Source organism: Photobacterium damselae subsp. damselae (genome assembly GCF_038086725.1).
Classification (GTDB): domain Bacteria; phylum Pseudomonadota; class Gammaproteobacteria; order Enterobacterales; family Vibrionaceae; genus Photobacterium; species Photobacterium damselae.
Window position 1 is genome coordinate 78,910 of sequence record NZ_CP146971.1, and the last position, 21,354, is coordinate 100,263.

Here is a 21,354-nt window from a genome sequence, read left to right on the forward strand (position 1 = left end):
AAATTATGGCGAGGTAATACTCGCCATAATTTTATCTGAAATATAAAAATCTTTAAATTGTCGTTTTTATTTTCATGTTATTTTAAATCTCATAAATAGGATAATTTTATCTGTGGTGAACATTAAAATATTAATAGTGATGTTTCTATTTTTATTTTGAGGTGCCAATGTTTAATATAAATAAGATAATAAATATTATCATTTTATTGCTTGTTTTTATTAGTAATAGTGCATTAGCAGCCTCGGTATCAGGTACTGTATTTGAGGACATTACTGGTGATGGTTTAATTGATGGTGATTTTACTTTTAATGATAATTTGGGAGATCAACGAGGTTTACCTGGTGTTACTGTAACTATCTATCTTGATGATGGTGATAATTTACCCGATAGTGGAGATACCGTTGTTGCAACCGATGTTACTGATGCCAATGGTGAATATTCTTTTACCGGATTAGCCAATGCTGTGTATTGGGTTGCTTCTGATGCTCCGACAACGGCAAGTAATGGTAGTGGTGGCTTGGTTGCAGAACAAACCATTGGTATGGAGGCTCTAAGCACAATTCCCACTCCTTTTGCTGTTCAATCGTATTGTGCTGATGGTGCTGGTGGCAGTGTTTTAACCACGAATACCACTCATAATTTTGATGTTTGTTATGGAGGTAAAACAGCAACAGGGGCAGATGTTACAACAGATGCAGGTACTCGTGAACATATTACTGGACTGTATCTTGACTATGATCTTGGCAACTTGAGTTTTGGTTTTAGCTTTAATATTGTAGTAAACACAGAATTTGATGGTGTTGGTTCTTATCAGCAATTTTTGTTGAACGCTAATGCTTATAGTGGTGCAAATACAATGCGTTTTGTACCCGTAGTCCCTCCTAATCGGGCATCATGGTGGGAAGTTGAAAACCAAGACTTCGATTTCGTCATGCTTGTCTTCCCTACTATTACAGAAGGCAATATCACCATAGATGGTACTGCACATGATTTTTCTGATGCCACATTACTGCGTGATTTAGATTCAACTCTTCTTGGGACAGCTACTACGGTTGGTGCTGATTGGAATAGTCGCTCAATCAGTCGAGTGGATGCGCCTGATTTTGCCATCAATCATATTGCTGATAATTGTGAACGAAGTTTTTATCAAGAGCCTGCAGATGAAAGTTCAACATGGACTGGATGTGCTGGTATTGAATTAGCATCAAATGTTCATAATGTCACAATTCGTGATATTGCTATTTATGCAGATGACAGTGATGGAACAGTAGCTGGTCCCGCATTTTTTGCTCCAGATGGTATTCAAAATTTTGATTTTACCAATAACGTAATTGGTGTTTTGCCTACAGGAGCTGATGCTAATAACCAAATTTATCGCGGAGTCATCATTAATAATGGTATTAATTGGGGGGCAGAGCAAGATTATGATGCATCGGGACAAATAGATAATAACTATTTTAATAATACTTGGGATACAGCCATTATTATTTGGTATTTAACAGGACCGACAGATTCTCGAACCAAGTTTGTTATTACCGATAATTATATTATTAATGTTGATGGCTCAGGTATGGTCTTTGACCGAGGAATGAATGCATTAACCGTACAAGGAAATTATATTGATAATGCAGGGTTTGCTGGTATCGATAATGCTGCCGGAAACTCTTACTTAGATATTTTACAAAATACGGTAACTAACACGCGTGGTTTTTATATAAAAAGTGATAATAACTACGATAATTCTCGTAATTCTGAATGGTACCCTAAATCAGGTATTTCGTTAGGCTATGGTGCTCATATTAATGCTGAATTTAATAAAGTTATTAATGGCGCTACTGGAGTTAATGGTATTGATTATGCGGCTGGTGCAAGTCGAGCGATAAAAGTCAGTCAAAACCAGTTTGGTGGCAATGGTGGTATTGCTATTGATATTGGTGAAAATAATGGTATCGAAACAAACTCTCATCAAAGTGATGGTTCTGGGTGTTACTTAGCGACCTATCATGGTTCTCCAACAGTAACTGGGCCAAGTATTCCTATTATTACAACAGCAACCATTGATGGTAATACATTAACGGTTGAAGGAACAATGTGTAATGGGGCTGCAATTCAAGAGAACAGTTATGAATTACAGTTTTATGTCATTACCTCGGGCACTGGAGATACTAGTACTGCATCGACAACAGCAGAGCCAGTTGGTGGTTGGAGTTTTATGCCCAGTATCGGTAATGAGATTACGGGTTTAACTTATGGTGAAGGTACTACTTATCTTGGTCGCTTAACTAATCAAACCAACGGCACTTTTAGTGGAACAATAACCGTATCTGGGGTTTCCGCTGGGGCTCAAATTGGTGCCATCGCATTATCAGACAGTAATAGCGCAGGAGCTTTTTACGCAGGTCAAACTTCAGAATTTTCCGCAACTCAAGCGGTAACATCTACTACGGTTGCAGATTATGGTGATGCTCCTGATTCTGGCGCTGGCATTGGAACGGGAAACTACCGTACGCTATTAGCTGATAATGGCCCATCTCACACGATCTCAACTTCATTGTTAATCGGTACAAATGCCACCGATGGAGAATCAGATGCTCTCGGAACGGGAGTGACAACTGCTGATGGCGATAATAATGATGCAACAAATGATGAAGATAGTGTATCGAATTTAACTATAGAAGATACCGCAACAACATTTTCTGAGACTATTGATGTTACAAACACGACAGGTTCAACGGCCTATTTGTACGCATGGATTGACTGGGATGATAGCGGTACTTTTGACGTTGATGAATTTGTTTCAAATGGAATTGGTACGGATGGACAAATCGATATTGCTGATAGCACAACAACGACTGCTTTAACTTGGTCTGGTTTAAGTGGTTTAAATATTGGAGATCAACATTATCTTCGTATTCGTATTTCTGATACTGAATTAGCCCTTGGTGGATTCAGTGGAAGTACAGAAGATCCTCGCTCGTTTGGTGCTGGGGGGAGCGGTGAAGTAGAGGATCATATTATTACAGTAATTGAAGAGACTCCTCCTGTTGTTGTGCCATTAGATACTGATAATGATGGAGTTATTGATGAGATTGATATTGATGATGATAACGATGGTATTTTAGATGTTGATGAAGGCTACACCTGTTCTAATACTCCTGTATTTGAATCAGCATGGGAAATTAAAGTTTATCAAGGGGGAAGCGGACCAAGTTGTGGTGATCAATTAGGTATAGCATCTGCAGTCGAGATAGCATCTGGTACTATGGATGAATTCCCAGGTGAGTTAAGAGTTGATTGGTATAATGGAGGTGCATCAACCTTACTAACAACATTGAATAGTAATGGTGGTAACGTTGTTGGTTCAAACCCAACAGGAACGCATTGGATAGTACGCCATGAACATACTTTTAGTGCAGGTGAAGCTGGTCTATATGACTTATTACCATCAAGTACAACACATGATAGTAAAATGGGGATTAAAGTAGAACCTGATGGTACAGAAACATTACTATTTTGTGAACCTCAATGGACAGTACCATCTCCAGGTGTAACTGATATTCAGTTTAATGAAGGCGATAAACTTCGTCTTTATATCAATGAATATGCTGGTGGTAATCAAGGTTTAACCATTAATTTAGGCGGAGCATCTGGACAAACATATTGTACTCCATTATCTCTCATTGATCCTGATAATGATGGCATTCCTAATCATTTGGATTTAGATTCTGATGGTGATGGTATTCCTGATAATATTGAAGCGCAAACAACACTCGGTTATATATCGCCAAATAATGATGATGCAGCAACTTATACTGCAAATAATGGTTTAAATACTGCGTATCTTGCTACCAATGGTTTATCTCCAGTAAATACGGATACAACAGATAATCCTGACTATCTGGATCTCGACTCTGATAATCAAGGTGGAAATGATACTGCCGAAGCGGGATTAACCTTATCGGGTACGGTAGGGACAAATGGTCTCGATAATAATTATGACAATGGCGATGATTTTACTGATGTAAATGGTAGCTTTGATAATACCCAAGTTGATAACTTTCCTGATTTTGATGGGGATGTGAGTTCTGGAGGGGATGTAGATTGGCGGGATACTTCAGTATTAGCTGATTATGGTGATGCTCCGGATGTTGGTGTTGGCGTGGGGGGAGGTGATTATCGAACTATCGCTGCCAATAACGGTCCGTACCATAGCATAGTTTCAGGGGCAATTTTTATCGGTACGACTGCACCTGATGGTGAATTGGATGGAGCACAATCAATCACTGCAGATGGCGACGATTTAGATGGTACTGATGATGAAGACGCACTAGGTGTCACTCAACTCTATGAAACCAGTACGACTTTTTCTTATAACCAGTTAGTGAATAATTCATCAGGCTCTGATGCCTATTTATATGCATGGGTGGATTGGGACAATAGCGGTACGTTTGATAAAGATGAGTTTGTTGAAGGAGGTGTAAGTACAGGTGATCCAATCGTTATTCCGACTGGAAGTTCCAATGTTGGAACCTCGATGTTGTGGAGTACCTTACCTGCATTATCCTCAATGGATGAATATTATTTACGCGTTCGAATTAGTGATCAAATCTTAACAGACAGTGCCACAGGAAGTGATGAGGATCCTCGTTCACTTGGTAATGGTGGTTCAGGAGAAGTAGAAGATCAAATATTAACTGTTGAAATTGAACCATCATTACCTCAATTGTTATGTGCAACTTCCCAACAAACTGAAACAGGGGCTGAGATTACAACATTATCTAACTACAATGCTAATCCTGCTGATGGTTTTTCAGGCACCAGTATTGTAGGGGATGAGTTATATTCGAGTGCTGCAAATGCAGCGGGAAATCCACTAAAACGTTTTGAACTTGAGATCTTAGAGCCTGGCCAGTCTTTCACTTATCCTATAGGTATTGAAATTGAGTTTAGGTTACGAAATACGGACGGAGGGGACTCTGATCCTATGTTTTGGCTCACCGATCACTCAAATATGAATGGCGTATTAATTGGAGATAATGCTTTATATGTTGGCAGCCATGCTACATGGAATGGCACGAATCAAACTATCAATTTCACCAATGTTGTTGTGAATCCTATGACAAATACTGCTGGGATGATGACGACATCTTATAAGCGTTATCGCATGAAAATGTTTGTACAAAGTGATAATTCTACTACGATTCAGCTTATTACGATGCAAGACGATGGAACTGTGATTGAAACATCTCCGGTGCATACAGGCGTACTGCCATTAAATCCTAATAATGGAATTTATTTTGCTCATACAACTCATTTTAATGATCCTGCTAGTCAGAATTATGTATTTGGTGGGACTAATTTTGTTGTAACAGATAGTGGTAACTGTGACTACGGTGATGCTCCAGATGCCTTGGCTGGAACCTCGATGGGGAATTATGAAACTCGTGCCGCAACAGGCGGACCAGCCCATACGATTGATGGTGTTATTTATTTAGGTTCAAATGCTCCTGATACTGATACAGATGGCTTCTTTGATGGGGTCGATGATAATGGTAATGGTAGTGATGATGACTCTGAAGGTGCAACACCGGATGATGAAGACGCTATAACTGGGATATTAAGTTTATCAGGCAGCGATCTTAGCTTTAATGTATCTTGTAATGATTTCAGTAGCGGTAGTGGAGATCTAGGTGCAACAGTTCATGCATGGGTCGATGCGAACAATAACGGTGACTTTGAAGTTTCTGAATATGCTTCAAGTGCTTGTAATGATACCTCAGCGGCAGCAAACGGTACGGCATCACTTAGTTGGACTGGTTTACAGCGAGTCGCAGGTGATAGCTATATTCGTTTGAGAATTACTAATCAAACATTAACCGATGCAGATAATTTAGGCAGTGATGATCGAGCTTATGATTCGGTATCGAATGGTGAAGTAGAAGACCATCCAATTACGATTAATCCATTTATCTCTGGTTTTGTCTTTAATGATGATGGTAGTGGTGGCGGCACTATTACTAATGGTATACGTGATGGGACAGAAACGGGGTTAGGAGTTGCGGTTCCAATCATTGCGTATAATACGGCAACGACTGCTTGTTATGTGACGACATCAGATCCTACAACAGGCGCATATCTTATTGATTTACCGTCAGTTGGTACTTATAAAGTCTATGAAGCCGCAAATGAAACAAATTTGGTCTCTCCAACTTGTCCCCCAACAGCTGGCACACTAGATTCTGCGACTGGTACTTATATCAATGCAACAATAGCGGACCCTGCAACTTATCTGTCAAGCTCAGCAAATGTGGTGGAAGTTAATGTCTCTTCTGGCGCTGCTGTGACCGTTGATTTCGGTGACTTTGTCGTTAATTCATTTGATACATGCTCGACATCTGCATATTTAGCACAATCTGGTGAATTAAACGCGGTTAATCTAGCAACTGGAGATGTTACGTTACTTGACCCTTCAGTGACTCAAGGGTCAACATTGGGCTATTCGATGCATTCCAATACATTAGCTGCAGTGCAAGGAACCAATACCTTAACGATTTTAGACAGTGCTTATAATGTGTACTCGTTACCAATCTCGAACTCAACTATGCCAAGTGCATCAAATAATGGTGATATTGACGATGATGGTATTTTGTATGTACACAATAGCGGTAATTTCTACCTTTATGATACCAATCCAAACAGCGAAACCTATTTAACCCAAGTTGGAATTCTGCCAACGATAAGCTTGAATTATGCTGATATCGCTTTTAATCCAGTCGATGGTCAGATATATGCTGTTTCGACAGCCAGTAATACCTTGTACCGTTTTGATCCTACTACAGGTACCAGAACATCTTTAGGGGCGCTTGCTGGTATTCCATCTGGACCATTTGGCGCGATGTATTTTGATGATCAAGGGTATTTTTATATCTCTGAAAATCCGGCTCCTGGTCGTATTTATCGGATCGATGTGTTAAATGGTTCAAAACCTGCTGGCAGCTATACCGCGACACTGTTCTCGCAAACCAATGCCTCTGCTGCTGGTAATGATGGTGCCCGTTGTCGTTATGCACCAGTACCATTAGATTGGGGCGATGCACCTACAGCTGATGGTTACGCTACTGAGCTAACAGAAGATGGTCCTCGTCACCAAACAGATGTTGGTTTGCCATATTTGGGTGTCAATGATCCTGATAATGAAAGTGATGGTCAGCCAACAAATATAGCGGATGGTGATGATACGAATGGATTAACTCCAGATGATGAAGATGGCTTTATTCAACCAACTATAAATGGAATTTTGGTCTCAGGAGATACCGTATCACTCACAGTACCAGTAACGTCTTCAGGTAATGATAATCTTTATGGTTGGATTGACTTTGATGCTAGCGGTACTTTTGACGCAGATGAAAGACAAACGGTAACGGTGACCGCTTCTGGTAATGAGCAATTGGATTTTATTGTGCCAGTGGATGTTCAATTGGCAGATAGTTTTGTTCGCTTACGTATTTGTTCAAGTACAGAAACCTGTGATTCGCCAACAGGTAGTGCGGCAGACGGTGAGGTAGAAGATCACCTTATATCGCTAAAACCAATTGGAGATCTTGAACTTTCTTTAGCAATGGATCCTGGGGTTAATGTAACACTGGGTATTCCATTTAATGTGATTGTGAGTGTTGAAAATAAAGGTGCAACCATTGCTTACGATACCAAAGTGACGTTACCTATTCCAACTGGGTATAGCTTTGTTAAGGCGTACGCTGGTGATGGTGTAACTGAAATTACGACTTATGATCCTGTCACGGGAGAGCTGGATTTGGGGGCGATAGGACTTGGGTTTAATGATTATGCGGTGATCCGTTTAGCACCACAAGATCTTTCTGCTCCTGCGATTAATGCGGAAATTATAGAAACGGGTATCAGTGATATTGACTCTACGCCAAACAATGGCTTTGGTAATGGTGAAGATGATACCGACACAGTAACTCCTGTGATATCCAATATTATTCAACCCAATGTTTGTGATGCTCCTGTTGTTTTTGAAGGTGGTGATGCGTACTTAGCAGCAAATGGTGAATATATTGTGACGCCAAATACAACCAATCAACAAGGTTATTTATGGAGTTACGGTTATATCGATCTCAATCGACCTATGTATGCAGAACTTGCAGTATATCTAGGAGATAGAAGCTGTAATACAGGATGTCCAAACGGTATTGAAAGTGGTGCGGATGGAATGACATTTGTACTGTCTTCTGATCCAAGAGATCTCAATGCTTTTGGAGCCTTTGGTGGAGGACTTGGTGTTGGTGATATTTTTGGCGCAACACCTGTCGCACCATCGGTTGTATTCGAATTCGATACCTTTGATAACACTTATATTGGTGCAACTGATGATGCTGTTGGTGGGCAATATATAGATCATACGGCAGTTTATCTTAACGGTGATGTGTATACGCCTGATGTTGCCAATACCTTGATTCCTGCCACTTCTGTTGCCGGAGGGGAGTTAGAAGATGGGCGTTATCATATCGCCCAATTTGAATGGGATCCTACAACTAACCAGTTTACCTATTATATGGATGGAGTCATGGTTGGTCAGTTTACTCGTGATATTCGTAATGATATTGGTAATAACATGGTTCGATTCGGATTTACAGGTAGTACGGGTGATGGTTATAACCTCCAAAAAGGGTGTTTTACTAAAGCGCCGAACGTCTTAGGTTCCGATCTCGGTGATGCGCCTGATACTACTGTTGGAACTGGTATTAATAACTACACCACCACATATGAAAATGATGGTGCTCAACACGTTCAGGCCGATACTGATGATAATGGCTTGATTGATTTACGTATAGGTAATTTGTGGGATGCCGATTTAGGCGACTTGCAAGATATTGGTGCCATTGCGGATGATAATAACAATTTTGATGATGAAGACGGTGTGACACTTGTACAGTCTGCGACCAAAGGGGAAAACTTTGATATTACAGTCAATGTGGTTGAAGACAGCGGCAGAACAAGTACCGGACAACGTCTCTATGCTTGGTTAGATTTTAACCTCGATGGTGATTGGGATGATGCCGGTGAGCAGGTGGTAGCAGATACCTCTGCCGCTATTGGTAATAACAGTTACAGTGTCCCGATCCCAGCCGGTGCTGTCGTAGGTTACAGCTACTTGCGGGTTCGTCTGTGTAGTGATGTGGGGTGTAATAGCCCAATTGGGTTGGCCAATGATGGCGAAGTAGAAGATTATCGAGTACTTATCTCAGATCTTGTCGGTAATAATCAGTGTGATTTGATTGTACAAACCCGTTTACCTATAGCGGCAACAGACTATAGCTATAACTCATTAGATGTAACCGTTGATCCGATTACTTTCTCTGATATCGTCAACCCAATTAGCATTACGAATCAAAGTAATATCGCCAATATTAATGCACTGGGCTTTAACCGCATCAATGGGTTGATTTACGGTACTTTTACCGATATGTCACAAGCCGATCGCATTCATCATCTGTTTGTGACTGATAAAACGGGGACCAGTTTCATCGATTTAGGGGAGATCCGCGCTGAATCTGCCACCACTATTCGTCGTCTGCAAGATGGAGAAAGTTTTGATTTTGCAGCCGGAGATTCATTGCGTCATACCGGATACAGCTCAACGTCAACGGTTTTAAGTTCACCTATAGCTGGTGATGTGACTGCCGATGGTAACCATTTAATTGTGTGGCGTACTTCATGGGACTCACTAGTTAAAATTGATCTCAATACTCAAACCTTCACTACCGTACCTTTAGATATTGCAACCATGGGGGGATCTTATGGTGGTGGTTCTATTGAAGTGGGCGCAGATTTAGCCATCAGTAGTCAGTCGGGATTGGGCTATTTGGTTGATCTCAACGGTGATAATCTTTATACCGTGAATCTATCGACGGGTGCTGTTACAGCACAAGCGTTGACGTATTTTGGTGCTGAGCCGACGTTAGACACTAATGGTAAATTGCAAGCTGGTGCGTTAGTGATGGATAACGCGGTGAGTCTTTACGCCTTAACCAATGGCGGTAATCATGATACCAACCAAGATGGAACTATCGATCTTAATGAGCGTGCGGTGGTGTATCGAATCAATGTAATGACACAAGAGGTGGAATACGTTACAGCTTCAGATGAAGGTAGTTTGCAGGGTAACGATGGAGCAGGGTGTTACGATTCGACTGACTATGGCGATGCAGCCGCCAGTTATGGCCAAGCAAGCCACGCTTATTTGGATGCGGCGTTAGATGGAATCGCAGATCTAGCTCTTGGTTCTCGCTGGGATCCAGAGTTTACTCAATGGATAAGTGCTGATGCTTCTGGTGATGATACCCACGGTCAAGACGATGAAGATCTGAATATTCCAGCTCAAATTATTGTTGAGACCAACACCACGCTACCGATTCAAGTTGTCGGTGATGGTTTTGTCAGTATCTGGGTTGATTTAAACAATGATGGTGATTTTGCCGATAGCAATGAGCAGTTAATTAACGATCAAGCGGTTATTTCGGGCAACAACAGCATCTCGGTCATATTAGATGCCGCCAGTGCCGAAGGGTTTAATGGCAATACTGTAATGCGAGTGCGTCTGTGCTCTAGTGCTAATAGCTGTAATACCTTTGATGGTGCTGCAAGTGATGGTGAAGTGGAAGATCATTGGTTTGAACTGCTGAATCGAATTGTACTCAGTGGCGTAGTATTTGAAGATAATGGCGTTGGTGGCGCAACTGCTGCTCATGACGGGCTACAAGAGGGCTCAGAGGTAGGTCTAGGTAACTTTACTGTAACAGTAACCTTTAATGATACTGGAGTGACAGGCTTTACATCCGGTGATGTTATAGCTACAGACCTTACCTCCGGTGATGGCTCTTACCAGTTTGTGATAGGGGTAGATTTTTCTGGCAAAGATCTTCTGTTAGACGTAATCAAACAGGCAGATTGGATTGATATCAGTGAAGCTGATGTGACGGGCATTACGCAAGTTACTAGCAGCAGCGTGACCGACAGTCAAATGAGTGTTAACGCCAGTGCTGGTGATGATATCTCTGGCTTGAATTTTGGTAAAGTGCAAGAGCCTCGTATGGAGCCAGATAATTTCAGTGAAGCTGAGCCGGGTAAATCGATATTATTCCCTCATAAATTTACAGCAGCGACTGCGGGTAGTGTGAATTTCTCTATCATTAATCCTGATGCTGCGCCTGCAAATGATGGTTGGAATACTGTGCTCTATCTAGATAATGACTGCAATGGTTCAATTGATGGTTCGGATGCTCAAATAGTCAATCCAGTTGCAGTGAGTGGTAACACTGCCGTGTGCTTACTTAGCAAGGTATTTGTTCCTGCAGATGCACCATTAAATGCGCAGTATCATTATGATATCGCTGCAGATATGACATTTGCTGATAGTGCTGCAACAGGCCATGGTGTCACTCGTTTGGTACTTGATAAAGATACGGTTCGAGCAACCTTTAATGGTGCTGGTGAACTTAAATTAGAGAAAACGGTGCGTAATATTACACAGGGTACGGCAGTTGGTGTCAGTAACCAAGGTCGTCCAGGTGATGTGTTGGAATACACCATTACCTTTACCAATGTGGGCAGTGGTGATCTGACCGAAGTAAGTATTTTTGATAGCACACCAAGTTATACCGAGCTTTCTCAAGCGATTGATTGTACCTCAGGCTCTGTACCTGCTTCACTGAGTTGTATTCCTGTGACTGCAAATGGCACCAATGCAGTAGGTTATGAAGGCGAAGTGCGTTGGGATATGACGGGGAGTTTATTGGCAGGAGAGCAAGGTACAGTGATTTATCGAGTCATGATTGACTGATATTAAAAATCATTTTAGCGATATGACAAAAAGCTACCACAAAGATATATGTGGTAGCTTTTTGCGTTTATTGAGAAGGCCTCGGTAATTTTATCTTGAATTCAGCCTATTAAGGCCTTGTTAACATGTTGGAATAAAGATTGCTTTGCTTTCAAAGTAGTCTTTTTTTTGCGACAAGAAAATCATAAAGACTGCTTAGACGAAGTTTCACCTACGAGAGGTTTTTATGGTTATCATCAATCGGTTGACAAAGATCACCTTTCTATTCTTCCTGCTGTTTTCTTCCTTTGTATGGGGTGAAGCCAACATACAAGGCATGACCATTAGTGCGAATCAATGTGGTCAGCAGATGACGGGAAGTATTTGGGTTGTGGATTGGTCTGATGGTAACGGAAATGTTGATAAAGACTTTGATTTTAATCTTAATTTACCGCCAGGTGTATCTTTAACAAATGTTGTTGGTGATGTTTGTGGTAGCTGTGGATTTCAAACTTTAAATTGGTCTGGTAATCGAATATGGGGACAAATTCAAGCTGGCCATATTAATGCAGGAATGAATATCTGGTTATCGGGACCAACTCAAACCATTGTGAATTATACCATCAGCGCCTATAACATCGGCGGTAATACCTCATCTAATACGATTTCTGTTTATTGTGATGATCATGGAGATGCGCCAAGTAGTTATGGTTTAGCTGGGCATACTTATACCAGTACAACGAAAACGATGCGCATCGGTGATGTCGATATTGATTATGAAAACAGTAATTTAAGTAATAGTACCGCAACAGGTGATGATAATTCAGGTACTAATGATGAGGGGACTGGTGTTGTTATTACGCCTTGGGAATCGGGAGCAACGTGTTCTGGGCTAGTTCAAGATACAACGACAGGTATAGTGGCGTTATCTACCGTCACAATGGATGAAAATACCTATTGTATTGAAGTGCCAGCTCGAAATGTTTCTGGTTCAGGAGCTATGTTAGCGGGCTGGTTAGATTGGAATAATAATGGTGTTTTTGATAACCCGTCTGAGCGATCTCAACTTATGCCTGGGATGGCGAATGTTCCTACTGGTACTGATGGAGATGTCCACGTTATTTGGTGGGATAACATTACAGCAACAGAGATTAATACCTTTATTCGTCTTCGTATTACCAACCAATCCTCTTTCATTACTAATCCTTTCCCGACAGGTAGTGTAAGCTGGGGTGAAGTTGAAGATCATTTTATTGAGTTTGCTGACTTTGGTGATGCTCCTGATCTATCATCAGGAACCAGTCTTAATAATTATAATACCCGAGAAAATGATAATGGAGCTAAACACTTAGATCCTTTCATAGACATTGTTTTTTTGGGATCACAGCAACCTGATTATGATTCTGGCTTATTGCAAAATGCAAATGCCGACGCAGATGGTCTGGATAATATTGCGGATGAAGATGGGCTTTCTTCTGCACCTTGGACTGTTGTTGGTGCGACAAATTATGATGTAACTGTAATCTGTAACGATTTTGATAGCTCAAATGGCGGTGATTTAGGTGCTATTGTTTATGGTTGGATTGATTTTGATCAGGATGGGGTATTTGAAACAAATGCTCAAGCGGACTGTTTTGATGTCAATGATGGAAGTGGAACATCAAATGATGGCGTAGCTAACTTAACTTTTAGTGGTTTTACGACACCAACCACAACCACTGAAACGTATATACGCTTACGTACTTGTTCAACCGGAGATTGTGCAACGCCAACGGGCACGGCAAGTAACGGTGAAGTTGAAGATTATCTATTTGAGATTCGTCAAATAGACTTTGGTGATGCTCCAGATGATGGTTCAGATAATACTTTCCATACTTTGCTATCTTCAGATGGCGCATCTCATAGTAATACTTCTACTCCAAGCATTTATCTTGGTTCTATTGCTCCTGATAGTGACTTAGGTCTGAACCAGAGCATTACTGCAGACTTAGATGATACAACAGATACTTCAATATCATCGGTAGGTAATGATGAAGATGCTGTTGCTAGTGTTGTTTTTGACTCGGCAAAAAATATTTTTAGCTTAACGGTTCCTTGTAATGATAATGATACTGGCGTTGATCTTGGTGCTATTGTCTATGGCTGGATTGATTTTAACCAGAATAATCGATTTGAAGAGTCTGAATTTACCTCTAGAGAATGTATTGATACCGATCCGAATAATCCTGGTTCTGCTCTGTTGCGTTGGATTGATATTGATAATGTGCAAGAGGGGACTACGTATTTACGTTTGAGAATAACCGACAATGCCCTTCCTTCAGATGATACTGCAACAAATTGGGATGAGCGAAGTACAGGTTCAGTAGCAAATGGTGAAATTGAAGATCACGTCATTACATTTAGTCAAGAAAGTGATTTTGGCGATGCTCCTGATTCTTATCAAACTCTAGCAAGCAGTGGTGGCGCTCAGCACGGTTTGGGTGGGAATCGTTATACAATATATCTTGGTAATACGGCTCCAGATGCTGATAGTGATGGTTTTTCCGATGGTATAGAAGATTTCCCCAATACGGCGCTAGATGATGATAATAGTGATACGTCAGGTATTGCCAATGGTAATGATGAAGATGCTGTTACAGGTATGGAAGGTCTGTTTCTTGATAGTACTACTTATCAAATTAATGCTATCTGTAATGATCATAATGGCACAGCAGATTTAGCGGCAACCGTTTATGGTTGGGTTGATTTTAATGCTGATGGCGATTTTTCTGATAGCGGTGAGTTTGCACAGATCAGTTGTAATGATATAGATAGTAATAGTGATGGCTCGGCTTTATTAACATTTTCCGGCTTTACGGTATCAGCCACACCAACCACTTCTTTTGCTCGATTAAGAATTACAACCGATAGTTTAACCGCCAATGATTATGCTGGAGTTGCCAGCGATGGCGAAGTGGAAGATTTTACTATTATTATTGGTCGCCGTATCAGTGGTAAGGTTTTCAATGATTTAGGCACTGATACAAGTTTTTCAACCACTTATCCTTTTTATAATGGCTCACTTGATACTGGTGAGGTTGGAATCGCTGGGGTAGTCATAACGCTATTTGATCAGACATCTGGTACGTGTCAATCGACCTTGACAGACAGTAATGGTGATTACTCTTTGGCTGCACTTGATGGTCATAGCTACCAACTGTTTGAAACTGCAAATGAAACATTACCCGCTCCCTCAATATGTCCCCCTCAAGTTGGTACAGTAAATACTGACGGTTTATTGATTAACAATACTATTGCGGATCCCGAAGGTTATGGTTCTAGTTCTGCCAATATTATCTCACTAGGTGTTATTACAGGTGATAGCAGTAATAATAACTTTGCTGATTTCTTAGCGCCTGAGTTCGCTTCTTGTGATGCGGATGGCTATTTAACACTGAGAACGCCAGCAGACCTATTTGCTGTGGATTTATTTTCTGGTGCAACAGAAGAACTCGCCCCTGACACCACCGCTGGTTATAACAATAATGGTTTACAAGTTGGTTATGCCATGCAAACCAATCATATTATTGGTGATGTCAGTGGTACAAACCTGCGTGTGATCGCTTTAGTTGATGGTGATTACAATGTCCATTTATTACCGATTACGCTAACTGGTTCAAATATTAATATTAACTTCAATAACGCCACTATTTCTGATGATGGTATTTTATATATGACAGGTGGTGGTACCGGTTATATTTTAATGGTTGATGTCAATCCAGCTAGTGAAACATATCTACAAGAAATTGGTAGACCTTCTATTTCTGCATTCTCAACGGCTGATTTTGCTATTAATCCCACAGATGGAAAAATTTATGGTTTAAGGAAAAATGGAGTAATTGCGATTTATGATCCCGTAACACAATCAAGAGATAACAGTAAATCAGTAACAACTGTTATCCATAATGGGACAAGTAGAGCTTATAACAACAATCATTTTTCTTCTGCTTATGGTGCCATCTATTTTGATCAAGCCGGCAATATGTATGCGGTGAATAATGGACGCTATACTCCTCCAAATCCAGATATATCCGCACCTGTTTTACAAATTCCGATAGGCAATGGAACATCTGCAAACTATACCGCAACGATCGTATCCAATTTAGGTTTTACCATGTCGACCAATGATGGTGCCCGTTGTCGTTATGCTCCTCTAGGACTCGATTTTGGTGATGCACCCGATAGTTTTATTACCTCTTACGCTGATGTTGGTCCTCATCATATTACTCGAGGTAATTCTATCTGGTTAGGTTCTGAAAATACCGATAATGATGTTGATGGATATGGCTCAACAGAGGCTGATAGTGATGATTTATCTGGCACAACGCCTGATGATGAGGATGCTTTTAGTAATCAAGTACGAGTCTTTATCAATGGTGGAGCGGGTAGCCTAGATGTGCCATTTACCAATAATTCAGCTAAAGCAGCGACAGTGTATGTTTGGGTCGACTTTGATCAAAGTGGAACATTTGAATCCACTGAGCGTGCGTCTGGTGCAATTTTAGCATCGCAAGCTGTTGGAACGGTTACCGTTAATTGGACAGGACTAGCATCAGTTGTGACTGGGGATACCTATATTCGTTTAAGAGTGTGCAGTGACGATGCTGCTTCGGGGTGTAGTTCTCCAACGGGTCTTGCAAGTAACGGTGAAATAGAAGATCACACAGCAAAAGTCATTGAAGGTGTGTTTCCAGATACGACTTGTGATGGCATTTATCAAACGAGCTCAACAACTGGGATAAATTATCAGTTTGATCGTATAGATCTTTCTACTGTCCCTTTTAACCCCGTAAATATATTTACCAATCAAACTGGTTACGATTCATTAAATGGTATTGCTTTTGATTTAGCTGGTGGCGCATTTTATGGTGCCTTTTTTGATGGCAGTAATACCTTACATATCGCTCTGTTTGATAAGCAAGGCAATATTGTTGATTTAGGTATGCCTACGGCGGCAGAGAACTTCAATATTACAGATGTGCGGACTGGAGCGATAACCTCAATAACATCGGGTTCACCTCTTGTGGTGAGTAGCGATATTGTGGGTGAACAGGGGGCAATCAGTAATGACGGTCAGTATCTTTATTTAGGTCATCCAAATAGTGGTCAAATATTACAGGTAGATTTAAATAGCTTTACGGTGCAGGCCATCAATATTCTTTTACCTGATCTTGGGATGACTGTTGGTGGGGGAATCTCATTACCATTTGATGGTGATTGGGTTTATGACACTCAATCGCAAGAATTATGTTCGGCTGAAATATCTACTCAGACGCTTTATTCCGTTAATCCGCAAACTGGTGCTATCAGTGCAATGGCTCTCGATTTTGATTCTACACCACCTGTTGCGAGTTCATATGGCATGGTAAAAGGGGAAGATGGTCATTTGTATATAATCATTGATGGTGATTATGACAGTGATGGAAATGGTTCTTTAGATAGTACAGGTCAAGCACTTTATCAAATTAATACAAAATCAAAACAAGCGATTTTTATTGAGCCTATATCGAGTATAACAAGCACTTATGCTGATGCTGCTGGTTGTATTACAACGGCTACTGATTACAGTGATGCAGCAACTAGTTATGGCGTCGCCAGTCATTTATATACAGATAGTAATAACAACGGAATAACGGATTTTTATCTGGGCAATTTGTGGGATAGTGAGTTTATTGCTCATCAAAGTGCGACTGCCCGTGATGATAATCTACATTCGTTAATTGATGAAGATGGGGTGATTTTCCCGGCCGCAATGACACCAGGTAATAATGAGATTACTGTTATTGCCAATCAAGCTGGCGTGATTAATTTGTGGCTTGATTATCAAAAAGGTGGGGCATTTGAATCATCAGAGCAGTTATTAATTAATTACCCTGTCACTTCTGGCTCGCAAACTCTTTCCATTTTATTAGATTCTGCTGCAATGGGATCCTATAGTGGAGCCACAATAGCTCGAGTAAGATTCTGTTCTGCCGTGAATCTTTGCGACCAAGCTAATGATGTGGAGCAAGGCCAACAAGCGGTCGATGGGGAAGTTGAGGATTATCAAGTTTGGACATCAATCAGCACTCTAGTTTCTGAAACCTGTGACAGCGCGATTTTATCCCATGGGGCATCAGGTGTTTTCACTCTAGAAGCTCTAGATCCTGCTACAAAACAGCCTTTCTCGACCAATATATTACAAAATCCCGTCACAATTAATGATCTAGCTAATTTTAATAGTCTCAATGCATTGGGTATTCACCCTGAAACTTATTTGATCTACGGTATTGCCATGGATACCTCTTCGCCTGAAAGAGATATTCATTTATTAACTACCGATCAAAGTGCTTCTGAGGTGATTGATCTTGGAACTGTCGCATCGTCGCAAAATCAAACATTAACCCATAATACTGTCGGCACCGTTAGTTTTTCTAAAGGTCAAATTTTAACTCGAGATGTTGGCGGTCAGATTATTCAATCTGCGGCAAGAGGTGCGGTTGACCCAACAGGGACTTATCTTTATATCCATCATCAAGAATGGCACCAAATGATTCGTATTCATCTTGTTGAAAGAGTCTTTGATGTGGTTTCTTTTTCCTCTCCGGTTAATGGAATGGGAGGAGATATGGCATTTGCATCGGATGGTTATCTCTATAATCCTGATGTTACTAATAGTCTTATTTATCAACTGGATACAGTAACAGGGGCTATTTCTACACAGGCTATGGCATGGAATGGCGTGAGTCCACCTCAAAATGGCGGTGGGTTTGGTGCGGTATTTATGGACAATGGCATTTTTATGTATGCAATCAGTAATACAGGAGATCATGATCTGAATCGGGATGGTAGTACCGATTTCACTGGTTCTGCAATGTATCGAATAAATTTACGTAGCGGAGATATTGTACCGATTGGCGCGATGGCGAATGCATACCCCAATAGTTTTGATGCTGCAGGTTGTTTTGAATCGGTTGATCACGGTGATACAAATCTTATAACTGATGGAACAGCAAGACATTATTTTTATGATAACAACGGCGACGGTGAAGCTGATTATCGATTGGGATCGCTTATTGATCCGGAGCTTGCACAGCCCGATGATCCAAATGCAACAGGAGATGATCTATTAGACATTGATGATGAAGATGGTGTAGCTATGCCAGTATCTATTGTTGTTAATAGTCTGGTAAACATTGACGTAAATGTTACTAGTCAAGATTTGAGTTCTTTAAAGCTCAATGTGTGGGCCGATTTAAATGGCAATGGCAGTTATCGTGATAATGGCGAGCAAATTGTTAATGAATTAGATGTTGTCGATGGAACCAATTCGGTTCAACTTCTATTGCCTGCCGCATTTACATCTGGTTATAACGGTAATACAACGATGCGCTTTCGTTTATGTGCTAATGCCGATGAATGTAATCAACCTGATGATGCCTCTTTAGGTGAAATTGCCATAAATGGTGAGATAGAAGATTATCAATTTGAGCTTATCAATCAGATTCTCATCAGAGGTATTATTTTTGAAGATAATGCTGCTGGTAGTGGCGTTGCACATGACGGTATTCAGTCAGGAGCGGAAACGGGTTTAAGTGGGTTTACTGTACAAGCTATTTATCAAGGTATTACTCAAGGTGGCTATACATCAGGTGATATGTTGGCAACAACGAGAAGTCGGGGTGATGGCAGCTATGAATTACTTCTCCCCGTTGAAGTTGCGAGCCAGCCAGTATTGCTTAATGTGATACCACAAGCTAAGTGGATTGATATTAGTGAAAGCGATGTTAGTGCGATTAGCCAAGTCCAAAGCAGTAATGTCACTGATAATCAGATGGTCATTACTGCCAATGCGGGAGATACTATTGAGTCGTTAGATTTCGGTAAAGTACGTACGCCAAGGCTAGAGGCTGATAATTTCACTGAAATTGAGCCAGGGCAGTTCGTGAATTTCTCGCACAAGTTGATAACGTATACTTCAAGTGACGTTTTATTCTCTATTACTGATATGGTTGCTGATCCCGATATTAGTGAATGGAGTGTTCAAATTTATCAAGATGCAAATTGCAATGGTCGGGTGGATACCGGTGATAATGCGATTACTTCAGTAATTTCGGTGGTAGGAAGTATAGAAGTTTGTATTTTATCCAAGGTATACGCACCAACATCAGCGCCACTGAATGCAATTTTTCATTATAACTTATCTGCATTAGCTACCTTTACTGATCCCGCTATTACAAATCATGGGGTAACAAGGACATTATCAAATACAGATACAGTTAAAGTTTCCTTCCAAGGTGCGGGTCAACTAAAGTTAGAAAAGAGGGTAACAAATATAACTCAAGGAACCGAGAAGGGTATTAGTAATCAAGGAAGGCCTGGAGATATATTAGAATATGAAATCACTTTTTCTAATGTAGGAACTGGCAATATATCAGATATTACTATTTCAGATGACACTCCCGCTTATACAGAATTAGATTCATTAATAGATTGTAATAATGGAACTATTCCTTCTTCTATTTCATTGTGCAAAATAGAAACTGAACATGGAGTTAATAATTCTGGATATCAAGGTAATATAAAATGGATATTATCTGGACTATTAGAGCCAAATACATCTGGTGTTTTAATCTATCGAGTTAAAATAATATAACAATTCTTATTTTTAGTTCTTGAAATTTACCATTGATAAACTATGAGATGATGTTTTCTTTTATACCTGTGAAATCTTAAATCTAAGATGGTTAATAATACCATCTCTCATATTATTAAATAGATTATGAATATATAAAAAATATAAATCTCATACTGATATGCAATGCGGTAATAAAAAATTGCAAATTGAATAAATTGAGGTGTTTATGGATTTACCCTTCTTTGATTATTTTAATATGTTGAATTTACTGTTTTTAATTGTGTTCAGTCTTGGCATGCTAATCGCATTTAGATTAGTGCTTTGTATAAATATGATGAGGTGTAATGTGAAAAGTTTACTATTTTTGTTCCTACTAAGTTTAACAACATCTTTCTCTGCATTAGCTGATGACAAAGAGCCTCTTGTTAGTCAGATGGATGCTTATTTAATTGAAGTAAATAAAGATGGAGATGAAGTTTTAAAACCTGCAGATACGGTTTATCCCAAAGATAAGATCGAATATAAGCTGACTTACACTAATAATAGTAAGGGAGCTCTTGATGGATTAGTGATTACCGGTCCTATTCCACAAAATACAGTTTATGTCGGTGATACGGATAAAACGAAAGTGAAATCCAAGTTTGTTGTAAGTATTGATGGAGGAAAAACATTTGAGCCAGAGCCGGTAAAACGAGAAGTAATGAAAGATGGAAAAAAGGTTGAAGTTATTATTCCACCTGAAAAATACACAGCTGTTCGTTGGATTCCTGAAGTTCCAATTAATTCTAAGGAAAAACAAATTTTCACCTATCGTATAGAAGTTAAATAAACGTTAGGAGAAAGAAATACCCATGC

At 40.2% G+C, this 21,354-nt stretch carries 3 protein-coding genes; all 3 read left to right on the top strand.

Translation table 11 applies throughout. From position 1 onward, the window contains the following. Positions 1–167: 167 nt before the first annotated feature. The 3 genes from WAX86_RS15250 (at position 168) to WAX86_RS15260 (ending at position 21,328) form a co-directional block, all read left to right on the top strand. Positions 168–11,864: a GEVED domain-containing protein gene (locus WAX86_RS15250; protein ID WP_341489616.1), complete on the top strand. Its 11,697-nt coding sequence runs from the start codon at positions 168–170 to the stop codon at positions 11,862–11,864. A gap of 226 nt (positions 11,865–12,090) precedes the next feature. Beyond that, positions 12,091–20,517, top strand: coding sequence for a GEVED domain-containing protein (locus WAX86_RS15255; protein ID WP_341489617.1), 8,427 nt, complete (start codon positions 12,091–12,093; stop codon positions 20,515–20,517). A 208-nt stretch (positions 20,518–20,725) separates the two neighbouring features. Next, on the top strand, positions 20,726–21,328 hold the full coding sequence (locus WAX86_RS15260) for a hypothetical protein (RefSeq protein ID WP_237034163.1): 603 nt from the start codon (positions 20,726–20,728) through the stop codon (positions 21,326–21,328). Positions 21,329–21,354 lie beyond the last annotated feature (26 nt).